Raw genomic sequence first — 15,341 nt, 5'->3', positions numbered from 1 at the left:
GAAGTTGGTGAAAACCGATTTTTAGCAGGCTTTTTTTTTATAATTCACAAATAATGTTGCTTAATTTATTTTATTATCCTTTTTTCACAAATAATTCATACATTGGACATACAGCTATCAAATCAATATTTTAAATTATTATAAGGGCAATGGAGAGTTTGTTTTGAAAGATAATGAACTTATAAAATATAGTATAGGGGTTTTTGGATGAAGAAGAAGTATTTATATGAGGTTGATTTAATGAGGTGTATTTTCATTTTTGGGGTATTGGCAAATCATGTAACATCGGCATTTATTGCCAGTTTATCAACCAACTCTGTTCCACAGTTGGTGTTGTTAATGACACATTTACTGTTGCATTTCACAAGAATGGGATTCATGTTCGTCACAGGTTTAGTATTATTTTTACAATATTATAAAAAAGAGCAAGTGAATTATTTGACATTCTGGTACAAACGTTACAAGGGTGGCGGAGTTCCATATCTGTTCTGGAACGGATTCTTCTTAATATTTGTTGCTATTGCAGCAGGGACTGGTTTGAGCTTCAGTAGTTGGGCAGCAGCATGGTACTCAGCTTTGATTCATGGTAATCAATTCTATATGTACTATATTCTGGTTACATTCCAACTTTATCTGATTTTTCCATTATTAATTAAATTCTTTAAAAAATTCACTAATTATCATCTTTTGATTTTCTCAATTAGTGCATTAATCCAATTATTTTTCTTAATCTGGACAAAATACATTTATCCAGAAATGAATCATGATAATTGGCCATACCTATTGAAGTATTATGGTAATTTTGTCTTATCATACCAGTTCTACTTCATTGCAGGCGGTTTTGTTTCAATTCATTACGATGAGGCCAAAGTATTTATTTTAAGGTACCGTAAGATTGTATATAGTCTCACTGCATTATTAGGATTAGGAACATTAGTTTTATTTTATTTTAACTGGTACGTCCTCAAGTTAGGCCAGCATTACACAGAGTTGGTACATCAGCCTTACTTGATGATTTATGCTTCACTCATGATTTGTACTGTTTGGTGTTTGAGTCTTTCATACGCGAGTCATAGAACAAAACCGCGTTGGAAAAAATTTGCAAAATTTGTTTCTTTATCTTCGAAGCTGTCCTTTGGAGTCTACTTAACGCAAACTATTGGACTGACACTGCTAGCATATATCTTGTTGAACATTAAAGGATATTTGAATGAGTGGATTTTATTCCTGCTGTTACCAGTGGGATATCTGGTTGTTTTAGGAACTTCATGGCTAGTATCGTTTATTCTTTACAAAGTTCCTCCATTTGGAATATTGATTGGCCGCCCACAAAAATTTAGGAGGAATAGATAATGACAAAATTAACTACAGAACTTGCAATGCATTTAAAAAAGAATATTAATCGTGAATTTTTAAAAGATGAACGAATGAATAAATGGTTTACTGGAAAAGATGTAGAAGAAGATATCACTAAACTTCAAGAACTTTTTTCAGATGCGAATATGGGCAACCAAGATATTGCATTTATGTGCCTCGAAAATTCGGCCGCATATGTTCCAATTAACCAAGCTTTATGGCGTTTAGGTGTCACGGTACATCCTGTTTCAGAGAGCACCTCCGATTTTCGTGAGAATCAGTATGCGGCTATTATCTTTAATGCCAGTCGCGCAGAGGTTTTCAGTAATTTCTCTGAATTAGATAAGCATACAATTCAACTGCATACGTTTGAAGACCTGGTTATCTTGACAAGAAATGATTTGAACACAAGCAACAAGGAAACAACGCCTAGTGAGCAATCATATGGTTGGATTCTGAATACCTCTGGAACCACCGGAAAGCCTAAGGAGGTTGGACTGACACATGAGGTTATCTTAAGGGCGGCGCACTATGATTTAGAGAGTCATCGCTTAAATGCAGCTGATACCGTCTTGATTATCATGCCAATGTTTCATATTAATGCACAGGAATTAATTGTTGTCTCCACACTTCTATCAGATGGTCGGTTAGTAATTGCACCTAAATTCAGCGCGAGTCGTTTTTGGCAGCAAGTTATGGAGAACAACGTTACATGGTCTTCAGTCGTACCGACGATTGTCTCTATCTTATTGAAAAATAAGCACGCTTTGGCTCAATTTGATCCAAGCAACAAATTACGTTTTATTAGATGTGCTTCTGCAATGCTTCCAGTTAGTCGTCATAAGAAATTTATAAAAAAATTTGGTGTACCTTTGCTTGAAGGTTATGGTATGACGGAATCTTGCAGTCAATGTACTTTAAATCCATTAGATAATATCAAGATTGGTTCAGTTGGTAAACCATATCATACAGATGTAGCAATTACTGCTGGAAATGATTTTACTGATGCACCAGAAGTTCATGGTGAAATCGCGATTCGCGGTGATCATGTAATTACAAGCTATCTTGATTTTCATCCTGATTCTTTCAAAGATGGGTGGTTCTTAACAGGTGACTTGGGATACTTTGATGAGGAAGGTTATCTTTGGTTAGAGGGCCGCAGTAAAGATGTGATTAATCGTGGTGGAGAAAAAGTCAGTCCCTCAGTTGTTGAGGATGTTCTTGGAAATCTTGATTTCATTAAACAAGTCGCAGTTGTGGGACTTCCTGACGAATTATATGGTGAAGTTGTCGCAGCTGCAGTGATTGAGGACATCAAGGATCCTGAAAAACAAGCAGAACATCGGCAAAAAATGATTGATTATGCAGCCACGCACCTTGCTAAATATCGAAGACCAACTGAAATTTTCTTTTTAGATGAATTTCCATTAAATGCTACACGCAAAATATTAAGACCAAAATTGGCAGAGATACTACAAGAAAAGAGGTCCGTGAAATAATATGAAGAATCTTAAAAAGAGTTTTATCGTAGTCCTTTTATTGTTTTGGTGCGGAGTAGCTGTCTATGGCTGGCATCTGACCAGAGAAGATGCTGGAAGCTCCAGCTTAAAAAATGTTGTAGTTGGTTATCAAGCAGGGGATGAATTTTATGTCTCTAAAATCAGAGGGCAATTCGTTAAGAAGATGAAGGCTAAGGGATATAATGTCAAATTTAAGGAATTCCAAAACGGTGCGGCAATGATGCAGGCACTTGCTTCAGGAAACGTCGACTATGCACGTGTCGGTGATACACCACCTGTGTCGGCCTTAGCATCAGGGACTAAATTAACTTATGTAGCAGCCGGTGGAACAAAGGCAAAAGGCAGTGGAATTTTGATTCACAAAAATTCTTCAATTAAAACTTTGGCAGATCTAAAAGGTAAAAAAGTTGCATATACTAAAGGTACAAGTTCGCAATACATGCTGTTAAGGGCCCTCAAAGTGGCTGGATTGAGCAATGATGATATCACTTGGGTCAATCTAGACTCGGATGCTGCAAGCGTTGCATATTCAAAAGGCAAAGTTGACGCTTGGGCTAATTGGGACCCTAGTGTAGCACAAGTTGAAATAACCGAAAATTCAAAGTTACTTGTTGACGGTACGACTACAAAGGCCCTCAATCGAAGCTTTATTGTTTCACCAACAACATATGCAAGTAAAAACAAAACATTAAGCAAGCTAATTATTAAATATACTGAGCAGGATATGAAGTGGGCTAACAAAAATCATTCTAAACTGATCAAAAAGATGAGTGCAGATTTAAAGCTCTCCAAGAAGGTTGTTCGTAGATCTATTACTCGGAGAACATTTTCAATGAGTTCAATGTCAAAAAGTGTTGTAAAAGAAGAACAAGAAATTGCTAATGTATTTTACGACAACAATATTCTTACAAAGAAAATTAACGTTTCAAAACATGTTCAATATCTTAAATAACTGATAAGGAGAAAGATTATGGAAAATATTGAAATGAATGACAATTACCATTTTTCATTAAAATTAAAAAATTCGTTACCTTGGTTGATCCCAGTTTTTTTGATTGCTTTTTGGCAAGTTGCTTGCAATCTCTCATGGGTCAATGAAACTTTGTTGCCATCTCCAATTGATGTTGTAACGAATGGTATTAAGCTCTTTAAGAAGGGCGAACTTCAAGAAAATATGAGTATCAGTCTCTATCGCGCGACAGCGGGTCTTCTAATTGGCGGCGGACTAGGTTTCGTACTAGGCTTTATCAATGGGGTTTCGCATACAACGCGATTGTTGTTTGACAGTACTATTCAGATGCTGCGTAATATTCCGCATTTGGCATTGATTCCATTGATTATTTTATGGTTAGGAATTGGTGAATCTGCCAAAATATCATTGGTTGCTTTAGGTTGTCTCTTTCCAATGTATATCAATACTTACCATGGAATTACATCAGTTGATCCTAAGTTAATTGAAATGGGTAAGTCATATGAATTGAGTAAAAAAGACTTGTTTGTTAAAGTTATCTTTCCTGGCGCACTACCAACGATTTTAATGGGTGTCAGATATGCACTTGGTGTAATGTGGACAACTTTGATTGTTGCTGAAACAATTTCGGCAAGTTCAGGGATAGGTTACATGTCAACTAATGCGGAACAATTTATGGATATGAAGACAATTGTGCTATGTATTTTAATCTATGCTTTGTTAGGAAAATTATCTGACTTTATTGCTAAAAATTTAGAGGATATTTTCCTAGAATGGCGTGCAATTGAAAGGCGGGATACAAATGGCTCAGAAGCTTCTGGAGATAAATAAAGTCGGTAAATCATACGGTGATAGTGTTATTTTGAGTAATGCAAATCTGGTTATTAATGAAGGAGAATTTATTGCATTAGTCGGTATGAGTGGTGGCGGTAAAAGTACATTACTACGAATGCTGGCAGGCTTAGAAGAGACCTCTGCTGGATCTATTATTCAGGAAGGCAATAAAATTCATGGTTTAAATAAGGAAGCCCGTGTAATGTTTCAAGAAGATCGTTTACTCCCATGGATGAATGTTACAGATAACGTTTTGCTGGATAAGAAGGGTAAACAGGCAGTTGATGAGGCTGCTCAATTATTGGAGCAGGTGGGATTAAGTCAATATTCAACAAAAATTCCCACGCAGTTATCAGGTGGACAAAGGCAGCGCGTTGCTTTGGCACGTGCCCTGATGTCACATCCACGACTTCTTCTGTTAGATGAACCATTAGGTGCACTGGATGCACTAACAAGAACTAAGATGCAAGAACTGATTAGAAAGGTTTGTCAAGATAAGGCAATTACGACCTTTCTGGTAACGCATGACATTAATGAAGCAGTCAGAATGGCTGATCGTATTGCGGTAATCAAGAATGGCACGATTTGGCGAATTGTTGAGAATCCATATCGTGGTAAGGAAAGTCTTGGCGATAAGGAAAAGGAAGTTGAAATTTCAGAAGAAATTCTTGCTGAAATCTTGGAATAAATGAATAAGATGGACTGAGACTGATTTTTTGAAATATACCAAAGTAATTAGGTATCTCAATTTTAATTTAAATAGAGATAGTCAGAAAAAGGCTTGATTCATGGTTAAATCCACTGAATCAAGCCTTTTTCTCTGTTCATTATAAAGCACTAACACCACCGTCAACATTAATTATTTGACCAGTCATAAAATCATTCATTATTAAATAAAGATATGCCGAGGCAACTTCGGTGATTTTTGCTGTGCGTTCTAATGGTATGCTTGCGGCAACTGTTTTTTCTTGTTGCTGCAGTTCTGCTGGTGAAAGATCACGCCACAGTCCAGTCACTGTCCAGGTTGGAGCAACTGCATTCCGGTGCTACTTCAACGGCTAGGCCTTTAACTAACAAATTAATAGCATGATTACCAACGATTGCACCTGAAGCTGTACTTGGATGACCTCCTGTTCCTGAAGTGAAAGTTAGTGATCCGCCTTTATTTAGGTGTGACACTGCTAGTTGTGCAAGCTGCAGATTGGCAAAGAACTTATCATCTATTACTTTTCGAAATTCTACTAGTGAATTGTCCAAAAAACCGCCACTCATAGTACCTCCGAGAGTTGAAACAATGTGATCAAATGCTCTATGATTTGCAAAAAAGTCTGCCAATTGTCTTTGCTCAGTAGCATCTAGAACAACTCCACTTAAGTGTTGCATATTAGTGGCAATAAACTCTTTTAGATGTGTGTTACTGCGACCAATTACACTGACATATGAACCTTGTTGTAAACATTGAAGAGCCAGCTCCTTACCAAAACCGGATGTTCCACCTATGATTAATATTCTTTTATTTTTCAACTTCATGTTGCATTTCTCCCTTATTCAAAGTGATTGTACATATCAAGGCAATAATTCCAAAAATCATTAACAAGACGAAGCCTAATTGACTACCACTTGTGATTCCTGCATGTACACTACCGCTGCTTTTTTCTTGAAGACTGATAATCATTGATATCATGGCCGTTCCGATTGATCCAGCATATTGTTGACTCATACTAAACAATGAGTTTTGATCAGACTTCAAAGAAGGTGGGGTAGCCTTACTTGCATCTGACATTGTGTTCCCAAAGCCTGTGTTGAATCCTAAACGAGTAATTACGAAGACTAGACCGATTATCATGACTGAGAATTTACTGATGAAACTGGCAAACAACAGCATTCCTCCAACCACCAACCAATTGCTAACTAGCAGGGGCCGTTTTGGTCCAACGCGGTCATACCATTTACCAGCAAATGGAGCACTTAGCGATCCTAACAGAGATCCAGGTAGAAGAATTAGTCCTGCAATTAATGAATTGACCAGCAATACATTTTCAACAAAGATAGGAATTACAAAGGAAAGTGAGATGTTGATCGTTTGGAGGATAAAGTAGTTAGTGAGACGGAACATTAGATATTTATTTTTAAAAAGGCCAGGATTAAACAATACATTTTTGCTTTGCTGCTCATGTCTAATAAAGAGGTACACCGAAATAAGGCTAAGTAGCAACAAAAGTATTGCCAGTCCTAAATGATTACTTAGTTGCTGAACGCCAAATTCAAGAAATATTAAGAACAAGGCCAGGGCAAGGAAACCACTGCAGTCAAATTTAATCTTTGCACGAAGTGGTCGGTTCTCCAAAGCAACTAATCCAATAATCAGTGCAACTAAGATTAGTGAGAGACTAGTACTAAAAATTGCACGCCAAGAGAAGTAATGATTCATGACACCGCCAAACGTTGGTCCAAGTGCGGGAGCAAGTGAAATTAGCATTGCAGCAATCCCTGTGTATCTTCCCCATTTTGCCATCGGAATTTCGGAAAAAATTACGGAAAACATTAACGGGGTACTGATTCCGGTCCCGCTAGCTTGAATCAATCGGCCAATTAGGAGAATACTGAAAGTGGGTGCAGCTAGACATAATAATTCACCAATAATGCTTAAAATAGCACTAAATAAAAATAATTGACGTCTTTTGAAACGTTTCAATAAGTAAGAGGTTGATCCCATAACAAGTGTGACCATCAACAGGTATCCAGTAGTTAGCCATTGTACATTGCCGAGTGGTTCTTTAAAATTTTGCATCAAAGTCGGGAAGGTTACGTTCATTGAAGTTTCAACTAAAATTCCAACAAAAGTTAAAATTTCTACGGCGATAAGTGAGAATTTGGTTTTTTGTGTAACGTTATTCATTAATATATTTACCCCGTTTCATTATATTTGGACAAAAAAAGGGCCATGCGATTTATGCTCCGCAAAGCCCTAGATATTTATTCAATAAAGATAATTATAAAAGAAATTTGAATTTTTTTCAATATAACTCTTAATCTTTTTTTCATATATTTTAATAAAGACTCATACAAAATCAACCATTGTCAATAGTACAACCGTGAAATTTGGTTTACTGCCCAGCTAATCATGTTTTTTCATTTTTTTAATTTCACCTTCATCAGGGGTGACATAGAGCGTCTGCTGGCCTTCATAGATTACAAATCCTGGTTTAGCTCCATTTGGCTTACGAATATTTTTTACTCTAACATAGTCAACAGGTACGTTTCCAGATGAACGTGCTTTAGAGTAATAGGCTGCTAATTTAGCTGCTTCAAGAAGTGTTCGTTCACTTGGCTGACTATCATGGATTATTACATGAGACCCATGGATATTCTTTGCATGAAGCCAGATGTCTTTTTTTTGTGCCATTTTTAATGTCAAACGGTCATTTTGTAAATTATTTTTACCAACCGAAATTTTTATATCTTCACTAGAATAAAAAGTGTCAGGTTGACCAAGCTTATTTTTTCTAACCTTCCCGTTCTTATTTTGCTTCTGTGCTCGTATATATCCTTCTTGTTGCAGTTCTACCTTAATATCGGGCAGGTCTTGCGGATCCGCTAATTCTAATTGAGTTTCAACTTCTTCAAGGTAATTTATTTCTGTTTTAGTTATTTTCATTTGCTTTGTTACATACGCAACAGCATTTTTTAATTTTTGATATTTTTTAAAATATTTCTGAGCATTTTGAGAAGGAGAAAGTTGATTTGAAAGACTTATTTTGACTAGTTTCTCATTATCATAGTAGTTAGGCAATTCAATTTCGGTCATTCCGCGCTTTACTTGATAAAGATAGGTGGTCAGCAATTCACCTTTTATACGCAAAATATCTGCTTTTTGTGTAGAAGCCATTGTTTGCTGCAGTTTTTTTAATTTCTTGCGATTTTTTTGTAGATTTCCTTTAATAACATGAAATAATTGTGAACCTTGTTGCTGCACACGATCACTAGTTGCTTTTTTCTGATAGAATGCATCCAACAAATTACTCAATGATTCGGTATTTTCTGAATTTAAATCATTATCATATTTAAAGAAGGTGAAGAAGTTTTTGCTTCCTCCAACAATAGTGGGGGTGGGACTATCAGCTTGCTTTAAGGCATGTTCCCAATTGATAGAAGTATCACCCACGGCATGCAAGCTATCAGCTAAATATAAAGCATGTGCGGTTGCAATTCCTTGATAACTTTTCTGCAGTTGTTTAGCTAGCATCTCTCGGTTGGGAAATTGTTGCACAAGATCCAAGTATTTTGCAGACTCATCTGCAAAAGGATTTAACAGATTCTGCTTTGGCGGTTGAATATATGTTGCACCTGGGAGTAAGGTTCTGAATCGATTCTGACTCGGTCCAATATGCTTAATTGTATCTAGGATTTTGTTATCTTTTTGGTCAACCAAAACTACATTGCTATAGCGACCCATAATTTCAATACTTAATAATAATGGCAGTTCATCACCCAACTCATTACGAGTAGCAAAACTGAAGTTGGCAACTCGATCATTATCAAGTTGGTCAATTGCAGTTATCTTTGCATTCTCGAGATACTTTCTGAGTGTCATCGTAAAGTTAGTTGGAACTGGGGGATTATTGTAAGGAATTTTTGTAATCTGAATACGGGCATAATTAGGATGTGCCGATAACAAAAGTGGCTGGTTGTGACGCTGTGACCTAATTGTCAAGATGACTTCATTTGGGAAAGGTTGTGATATTTTGGTTACACGTCCGCCTATAATTTTGCTTCTTAATTCGGCAATCATTGCATGGGTAAATAGTCCATCAAAAGGCATGCTGACAACTCGCTTTCATAACTAATTTTTACTGTATCTAATTGTACCGTTTAACCGTATAAAGAGCAAAGATACTTTTTTGAGTGTTACAGGTAAGAAAATAAATGTGTTGCACTTGCTATTATTACATAATTAATTCATAATGATTAATGTAATTTGCATAATGCATATTAAACTTTTATTGGAGGGATTCTTTTGAAAAGCTGCTTGGATAGCCTTATTGATCTTCAACGTCAGTATCGAGAAAAGCTCGTTGCTTTATCACAAAAAAATGGATTAACACTTGCAGAATGGCAATTACTTCTAAAAATTGTCGATGGTGCTTCGACCCAAGAAAAGCTGGCAAAAATGACACAGCTCAATGTTTCCACATTAAGCAGACAATTATCTAAGTTACTTTCAAAAGAGTTTGTTGTCAAAAAGTCACAAGAAAGCCAACAGGGACGCCGCTTTTTTGCATACACCAGTACATTTAGGGGACTGGATGCTATAGCGGACATGAAGAAAGACATTGCACAGTATAGCAAACAACTTTTTTCACATTGGTCTGAAGAAGAACAAAATTTATTACAGATTCTTCTTAATAGATTGAGTAAAAGTATGGAACGAATGTAGCCGTGCTTCTCATTCAGGTGTTTAGTAGTCGCGTTTTTTTTTATGTGTTATGATACCATGGTATAACAAAAAGCAAAGAAGTAGGTGTACATCTATGAGAATCGCTGTTGTAACTGACAGTACCGCATATTTAACAGATAAACAAATTGCGGATAATAACATTCATATAATTCCACTTCCGGTTATCATTGATAATGAAGTGTACAAGGAAGGGGTAGATATTTCCACAGAAGAGTTCTATGAAAAGCTTAAGAAATCTGAGACATTTCCTAGTACCTCTCAACCTGCTATTGGTGAATTGATTAAATTTTATGAGAACCTAGGAAAACAAGGATATGATGCTGTTATCAGTATTCATCTGGCCTCAACAATTTCTGGATTTTATCAAACTCTAAAGAATGTGGCAACTGAGATTAAAGAAACAAAAGTTTATCCTTTTGATTCGCAAATCACCGTAATGCTGATGGGCAATCTCGTTTTAAGAGCAGCTAGAATGGCAGAAGCTGGCGCTAATGTTGAAGAAATACTAACTGAGTTAGAAAATTTAAGAGAAACCATGAATGAATGCTTTATTGTTGATGATCTACAGAACTTGGTCCGTGGCGGACGCTTGTCAAATGCTTCAGCCCTTATTGGAAGTGTCTTGAAGATAAAGCCACTTTTGACTTTTGATAATGATTCACATAAGATTGTGGCTTTTGATAAGGTCCGTTCCATGAAGAAAGCACTCAAGCGGGCTGAAAAAATTTTTGAAGAAGATAAAGAAAAAGCAGACTATCCACTCAGACTGATTGTTATTCATGCAAATGATCTGAAGGCCGCAGAATCTTGGAGAAAAGAACTTTCTCAGAAATATCCAGACTGTCAAATTGATTTAAGTTATTTTGGTCCTGTCATTGGAACTCATCTTGGAGAAAAAGCAATTGCACTGGCTTGGATGAAAGATATTGATAAGTAATATAGTATTGCTATTATAATTGAAAAATTGGCTGAAACTCTTTAGTTTATCGGCTTTTTTTTCTGAAAAGGTTTTTAATCGAAGAGGTGTTGTTTATGAAAAATATTGATTTAGGTCTCAAAGCTAGTTCACAGAGCGAACAACTCAAAAATCGATTAAGTTATCGACCAAATGTTTTTGAATTTTATACTGATGAAGATGATTTTACAAAAGAAGGTATAAAAAGGCTTACAGCAGCGATACTACAGGTGAAAGCACAAGGTGTTGCACATATAATTTTACATCATCCAATGAGGTACAAGGGTGAATATACAGAGTTAGTTGCACCACAAAATGACTTTAAAGAACTGAATTATTTTATAGATTCTAGTACTAACCAATTATTACAGTTATCATTTGATTACAGTCTACAGACTCTGTTGCACGGTTCATACTCGAGACATACTGAAAAGATGATTGCTTTATATCCGTCATTTTCAGAAGCAAAAAATGTAGTTTACCAAAAACTTGATAGATATGCAAATCTCGGACAATCACATATCATGTTTGAAAACTCAATATCACGTTTGTTTTATTACGGCTGCGCAGATGAGGACCGCTTCATTTTAGACAAAAAATATCGCTTGGCTTTTGACCTCAGTCATTGCTTTATAAAGATTAAGGCAGATAATCCTAAATTATGTGCCAGCTTAAAGAGGCTTAAATCCCACATAGTCCACTATCACTTAGTTGATTCCATGGGATTAACGCATGATAGTTTGCCATTAGGTAAGGGGAAAATTAATTGGGAAGATGTTTTACCGTTATTGAATGAGAATGCTTCAAGTATCTTTGAAATCAAACTCGCTAATGAAAATGAAGCAACAGAACAAGTTGCAAGTTATCATTATCTAATTGGCATTTACAATAAACTGAATAAAAGAGCTTAAAATTGATTTAAAAAAAAATACTTTTCTTTCATTTACTTACTCAGCGTATATAATTCTAGATGGTAAGTAGTACACTAACTAATAGTTGATTTATTCGTTCGAGGGAGATGAGTGTTTGAATAAGTTTTTGAATATAACCGTTGGGGGACTTGGTCTTTTGTATGTTCTAAACGATACTTACTTTAGACTACTGGTTAAATTCTATCTTCATAAAGGATATTCTTCTGCAAATGCAGAAAAAATAGCTAATGGCACTAATATTTTTTCAATTATAATTATTTTGACAATCTTGCTAGTAATATTTGGGGTACTAGCAGTTATCAGCAATATGGTTTATTTTATGAGAGGTAACTTTGTTTTCAAGTTATTCTTGAACTGTGCTGCAATGTCAATGCCGTTTCTTTATGTGAGGAACATCTGGTTTAGCCTCTATGAGCTATTTTTCTGTGGCATTTTTACCTACTATATTTGGTCTTTAAAAAAAAGGACTCTGAATAATGGTAGGAGTTTGTTGCCACCAAAACGTGTCATTAAATAAATTAATTGGATATTTAAAAAAATAGCCATAAGGAGAGTAAGAAAGTTGAAGATTTTCAAAGAAATATTTAGTTGGGTCTTACCAATCATTATCGGCTTGCTAATTGCGCTGATAGTTAAGCAGTTTTGGTTTGGAATTGTCAAGGTTGACGGAACATCCATGTATCCAACATTGCAAAATGATGAACGTGTAATGTTGCTTAAACAGGCTAAAATCAAGCATAATACAGTCATTGTCTTCAATGCATCTGGAGTTGATAAAAATAATCAAGCTGTTACTGAGTCAACTAAATATGTTAAGCGTGTAATTGGTATGCCAGGGGATAAGGTTGAGTATAGAAGTAATGGTCAACTTTATATTAATAATAAAAAAATGTCACAAGGTTATATCACGAAATTACAAAGGACGACCGGAACACTGACCCTCGTTTTAAAAGAGGCAAATGGTGTTAAACTTGGGACGGGTACTTCCTTTACCGTTCCTAAGGGTAAATACTTTGTTTTGGGCGACAATCGTAAGGATTCTAACGATAGCCGCTATTATGGTTTTGTTCCTAAGGGTAAAATTGATGGTGTCGTAAAAGTTCCATTCTGGAATTCGAAAAAAGCATTGATAAATTCATATTCAAATAATTAATTTTTTGAAATCAGTGTTACCTAGATAAAAAGGCTGAATCTTAATTCTTTGGTTCGGCCTTTTTATCTGAGTTTAAGCTATTGAAATACTAAGATTATTATGGAGGAAAAATGACACATAAAATAGCTCTTCTTTCAGATGTTCATGGGAATCAAACGGCGTTAGCGGCTGTTTTAGCGGATGTAAAAAAGAATAATGTAGATGAATGTTGGTTTTTAGGTGACTTGATCATGCCAGGTCCAGGCTGTGAAAAATTATTTGAAATGCTTGATGAAAATAATACAACGCTTTACATTCGTGGCAATTGGGATGATTGTTTGTTAGAAATTCTTGATCCAGAAACAAATATTGATTTAAATGATCCGTCAGATGTGTATGTTGGAATTTTAAGTAAGTATATGTATGATAATATCAACCACGACTATATAAAAAGAATTAAGACATTCAAATTACATAGTCAGAAAAAAGTAGCTAATCTTTTAATTAGTATTTCGCATAATTTACCTACCAAAAACTATGGTGCTGCACTTATGATGAATGCTGATCAAGAGAACTTTAACGAGTTATTTTCTTCGGAAGATGTTGATATTGCAATCTACGGTCATATCCATTCACAATTATTGCGTTATAGCGAAAAAAGCCAATTAATAATTAATCCAGGAACAATTGGGCAACCCTTTTCAACACATAATAAGTTTTTACAAGATAGAAGAGCACAATATGCTATTTTAGAGATAGATGAAATAGGTTTTGTAAATTTAGAATTCAGGCATGTCGCATATGATATAGAAAAAGAGTTAACATGCGCTAAAAATAATAATGTGCCGTATTATGAATTATATCAAGAATTACTTGAGACAGGAATTACTCATACGCATGATTTGGAGGTACTTTCAAGGTTCAATCAACAAAATAATTACATTGAAGTTTTGAAGGCATTTTTGGAAAAATTGAAATAATTAGTATAAATAGAATAATAATTAAGTAAAAGCCACGGTAAAGCAATGGTAGTGAAATGTCCCAAAAAAGTTAGATTTTTGGTCTAACTTTTGGAGGCATACCCAATTTATGTGGTTTTTTTGATTATAGATTTTTAGTGTAGCAAGAACTCATTATTTATTTATAAATTTTGCGATAGATAACATAAATGGGTCTACTAAATTATTTTTTAGACTTATAAATAGAAACAACAAATAAAAACATACATAACATAAAGAAAAAAGAGGATTTTTAACATGATGCACATAGATATCAAGAAGCATAAAACCGCAGCTATTGGCACTGGGATTGGAGTTGTAGCGCTTGTTTTTGTACTGGGATATGGGGTTGATCAACACCCAGAAAAACAATGCAAATGCTGATCAGGTTAAAAACGAATTGAGTAGAATAAATGGTTACAAAAAGAATTTTAAAGGTGATAGCGATTCTCGTTTGAAAGCATTGAAGAATTTGGAAGCTAAGTATTAATCATATTTATCGTCTGATAGTAATAAGAAGGATGGAGAAATTAACTACAAAGTATTTAATCAATAATTGATTTTAAGTAATCAATCTTCAAAGTATCTTTACTTGAATCAATTTTAATTCTATATGGATCATTAGCAGAACTTTGATAAATTTTCAAATATTGTTCAAATGTTGGTATTAAAAAAGATATTCCCCTGTAATTTTGTTTTACGAGGTCTTTTAATTCAATATTTGCAAAGTCAGGTAATGAATTCATTGTACCGAATTCGACATTATAGATGCCGTTATTAAAAGAATGTTCATGCATGTCTTGAAGTTGATAACCAATTTCTTCCATGGTTACTTCAATAAGATTCCAGTGATAAATTCTGATTTCATCAGGAGCTTCCCAACCACGGGGGTCTCCTGGAACATTAACATCAATATCTTCGGACCCAAAGTCTTTACCTGTCAAATATTCAAGGCCACAAGATCCCAGTAATAGGGGAACTATATGAATATAGTTTAACTTTCTTGCTATACTGAAATTAAGAAAGGACGAGGCTGATAAAGAGCCTCACAAATGAATTATCATGCAAAATTCAAAAAAATACAAGTTATACAAATAATGTTGATACAAGAGTGGCAGTGATTTATAAAATTCATTCGCATTATACTTTCTATAATATATATTATGTAAACTAGATAGAATAAAGA

The 15,341-nt window shown here is 35.0% G+C and carries 15 protein-coding genes and 1 pseudogene; 12 read left to right on the top strand and 4 right to left on the bottom strand.

Annotation, left to right across the window (positions count from 1 at the left end):
* The first annotated feature begins 207 nt into the window (after positions 1–207).
* From ABF682_RS04445 to ABF682_RS04425, 5 genes are read left to right on the top strand one after another with little or no spacing between them, the layout of a single operon-like run.
* The gene (locus ABF682_RS04445) at positions 208–1,353 is read left to right on the top strand and encodes an acyltransferase (protein ID WP_415619115.1); all 1,146 of its coding nucleotides are present in this window, start codon (positions 208–210) and stop codon (positions 1,351–1,353) included.
* A complete protein-coding gene (locus ABF682_RS04440; protein ID WP_415619114.1) occupies positions 1,353–2,855 on the top strand; it encodes an AMP-binding protein in 1,503 nt (500 codons plus the stop codon). Before ABF682_RS04445 ends, ABF682_RS04440 begins: the two co-directional genes overlap by 1 nt.
* Position 2,856: 1 nt before the next feature.
* Positions 2,857–3,828, top strand: a complete 972-nt coding sequence (locus tag ABF682_RS04435) for an aliphatic sulfonate ABC transporter substrate-binding protein (RefSeq protein ID WP_289976935.1) — start codon at positions 2,857–2,859, stop codon at positions 3,826–3,828.
* A gap of 18 nt (positions 3,829–3,846) precedes the next feature.
* Positions 3,847–4,677, top strand: a complete 831-nt coding sequence (locus tag ABF682_RS04430; RefSeq protein WP_415619113.1) for an ABC transporter permease subunit — start codon at positions 3,847–3,849, stop codon at positions 4,675–4,677.
* Complete coding sequence (locus ABF682_RS04425; protein ID WP_415619112.1) at positions 4,649–5,368, top strand: ABC transporter ATP-binding protein; 720 nt, start codon at positions 4,649–4,651, stop codon at positions 5,366–5,368. The genes ABF682_RS04430 and ABF682_RS04425 overlap by 29 nt, the downstream gene beginning before the upstream one ends.
* A gap of 139 nt (positions 5,369–5,507) precedes the next feature.
* On the opposite strand, the pseudogene ABF682_RS04420 reads toward ABF682_RS04425, so the two are convergent.
* The 3 genes and pseudogenes from ABF682_RS04420 to ABF682_RS04410 all read right to left on the bottom strand — a co-directional run bounded on the left by ABF682_RS04420 (position 5,508) and on the right by ABF682_RS04410 (position 9,502).
* Positions 5,508–6,210 (bottom strand): annotated as a pseudogene (locus ABF682_RS04420) (SDR family oxidoreductase).
* Complete coding sequence (locus ABF682_RS04415; RefSeq protein WP_415619111.1) at positions 6,194–7,579, bottom strand: MFS transporter; 1,386 nt, start codon at positions 7,577–7,579, stop codon at positions 6,194–6,196. Before ABF682_RS04415 ends, ABF682_RS04420 begins: the two are co-directional and overlap by 17 nt.
* Before the next feature lie 219 nt (positions 7,580–7,798).
* The gene (locus tag ABF682_RS04410; RefSeq protein WP_415619110.1) at positions 7,799–9,502 is read right to left on the bottom strand and encodes an Rqc2 family fibronectin-binding protein; all 1,704 of its coding nucleotides are present in this window, start codon (positions 9,500–9,502) and stop codon (positions 7,799–7,801) included.
* Positions 9,503–9,697: 195 nt separating this feature from the next.
* Between ABF682_RS04410 and ABF682_RS04405 the strand changes: the two genes are divergently transcribed.
* From ABF682_RS04405 to ABF682_RS04375, 7 genes are all read left to right on the top strand, one after another.
* Positions 9,698–10,117: a MarR family winged helix-turn-helix transcriptional regulator gene (locus ABF682_RS04405; protein ID WP_289976924.1), complete on the top strand. Its 420-nt coding sequence runs from the start codon at positions 9,698–9,700 to the stop codon at positions 10,115–10,117.
* A gap of 94 nt (positions 10,118–10,211) precedes the next feature.
* Positions 10,212–11,075: a DegV family protein gene (locus ABF682_RS04400; RefSeq protein ID WP_289976921.1), complete on the top strand. Its 864-nt coding sequence runs from the start codon at positions 10,212–10,214 to the stop codon at positions 11,073–11,075.
* A 95-nt stretch (positions 11,076–11,170) separates the two neighbouring features.
* Positions 11,171–12,004: a TIM barrel protein gene (locus ABF682_RS04395; RefSeq protein ID WP_415619109.1), complete on the top strand. Its 834-nt coding sequence runs from the start codon at positions 11,171–11,173 to the stop codon at positions 12,002–12,004.
* Positions 12,005–12,119: 115 nt separating this feature from the next.
* Positions 12,120–12,542, top strand: coding sequence for a hypothetical protein (locus ABF682_RS04390; protein ID WP_289976917.1), 423 nt, complete (start codon positions 12,120–12,122; stop codon positions 12,540–12,542).
* A gap of 45 nt (positions 12,543–12,587) precedes the next feature.
* Positions 12,588–13,178 (top strand): signal peptidase I, encoded by a 591-nt coding sequence (gene lepB, locus ABF682_RS04385; protein WP_289976916.1) that lies wholly within the window; start codon positions 12,588–12,590, stop codon positions 13,176–13,178.
* 110 nt (positions 13,179–13,288) lie between these two features.
* Positions 13,289–14,137, top strand: coding sequence for a metallophosphoesterase family protein (locus ABF682_RS04380; protein ID WP_415619108.1), 849 nt, complete (start codon positions 13,289–13,291; stop codon positions 14,135–14,137).
* A 343-nt stretch (positions 14,138–14,480) separates the two neighbouring features.
* Positions 14,481–14,645, top strand: coding sequence for a hypothetical protein (locus ABF682_RS04375; RefSeq protein WP_415619107.1), 165 nt, complete (start codon positions 14,481–14,483; stop codon positions 14,643–14,645).
* 55 nt (positions 14,646–14,700) lie between these two features.
* Here ABF682_RS04375 and ABF682_RS04370 read toward each other — a convergent pair whose 3' ends face one another.
* Positions 14,701–15,165, bottom strand: coding sequence for a phosphoribosylanthranilate isomerase (locus ABF682_RS04370; protein WP_415619176.1), 465 nt, complete (start codon positions 15,163–15,165; stop codon positions 14,701–14,703).
* Positions 15,166–15,341: the final 176 nt, after the last annotated feature.

The sequence above is a fragment of the Liquorilactobacillus sp. genome, from assembly GCF_047719775.1.
Lineage (GTDB): Bacteria > Bacillota > Bacilli > Lactobacillales > Lactobacillaceae > Liquorilactobacillus.
The sequence above is the reverse complement of the archived record's forward strand: the minus strand, read 5'-3'. Positions and strand labels throughout refer to the sequence as shown.

Excerpts from the sequence above, each read along its gene's own strand:
- ABF682_RS04395 (WP_415619109.1), top strand. The coding sequence starts at position 11,171 with ATGAAAAATATTGATTTAGGTCTCAAAGCTAGTTCACAGAGCGAACAA.
- ABF682_RS04430 (WP_415619113.1), top strand. The coding sequence starts at position 3,847 with ATGGAAAATATTGAAATGAATGACAATTACCATTTTTCATTAAAATTA.
- ABF682_RS04400 (WP_289976921.1), top strand. The coding sequence starts at position 10,212 with ATGAGAATCGCTGTTGTAACTGACAGTACCGCATATTTAACAGATAAA.
- ABF682_RS04445 (WP_415619115.1), top strand. The coding sequence starts at position 208 with ATGAAGAAGAAGTATTTATATGAGGTTGATTTAATGAGGTGTATTTTC.
- ABF682_RS04380 (WP_415619108.1), top strand. The coding sequence starts at position 13,289 with ATGACACATAAAATAGCTCTTCTTTCAGATGTTCATGGGAATCAAACG.
- ABF682_RS04440 (WP_415619114.1), top strand. The coding sequence starts at position 1,353 with ATGACAAAATTAACTACAGAACTTGCAATGCATTTAAAAAAGAATATT.
- ABF682_RS04425 (WP_415619112.1), top strand. The coding sequence starts at position 4,649 with ATGGCTCAGAAGCTTCTGGAGATAAATAAAGTCGGTAAATCATACGGT.
- ABF682_RS04410 (WP_415619110.1), bottom strand. The coding sequence starts at position 9,502 with ATGCCTTTTGATGGACTATTTACCCATGCAATGATTGCCGAATTAAGA.
- ABF682_RS04415 (WP_415619111.1), bottom strand. The coding sequence starts at position 7,579 with ATGAATAACGTTACACAAAAAACCAAATTCTCACTTATCGCCGTAGAA.
- ABF682_RS04435 (WP_289976935.1), top strand. The coding sequence starts at position 2,857 with ATGAAGAATCTTAAAAAGAGTTTTATCGTAGTCCTTTTATTGTTTTGG.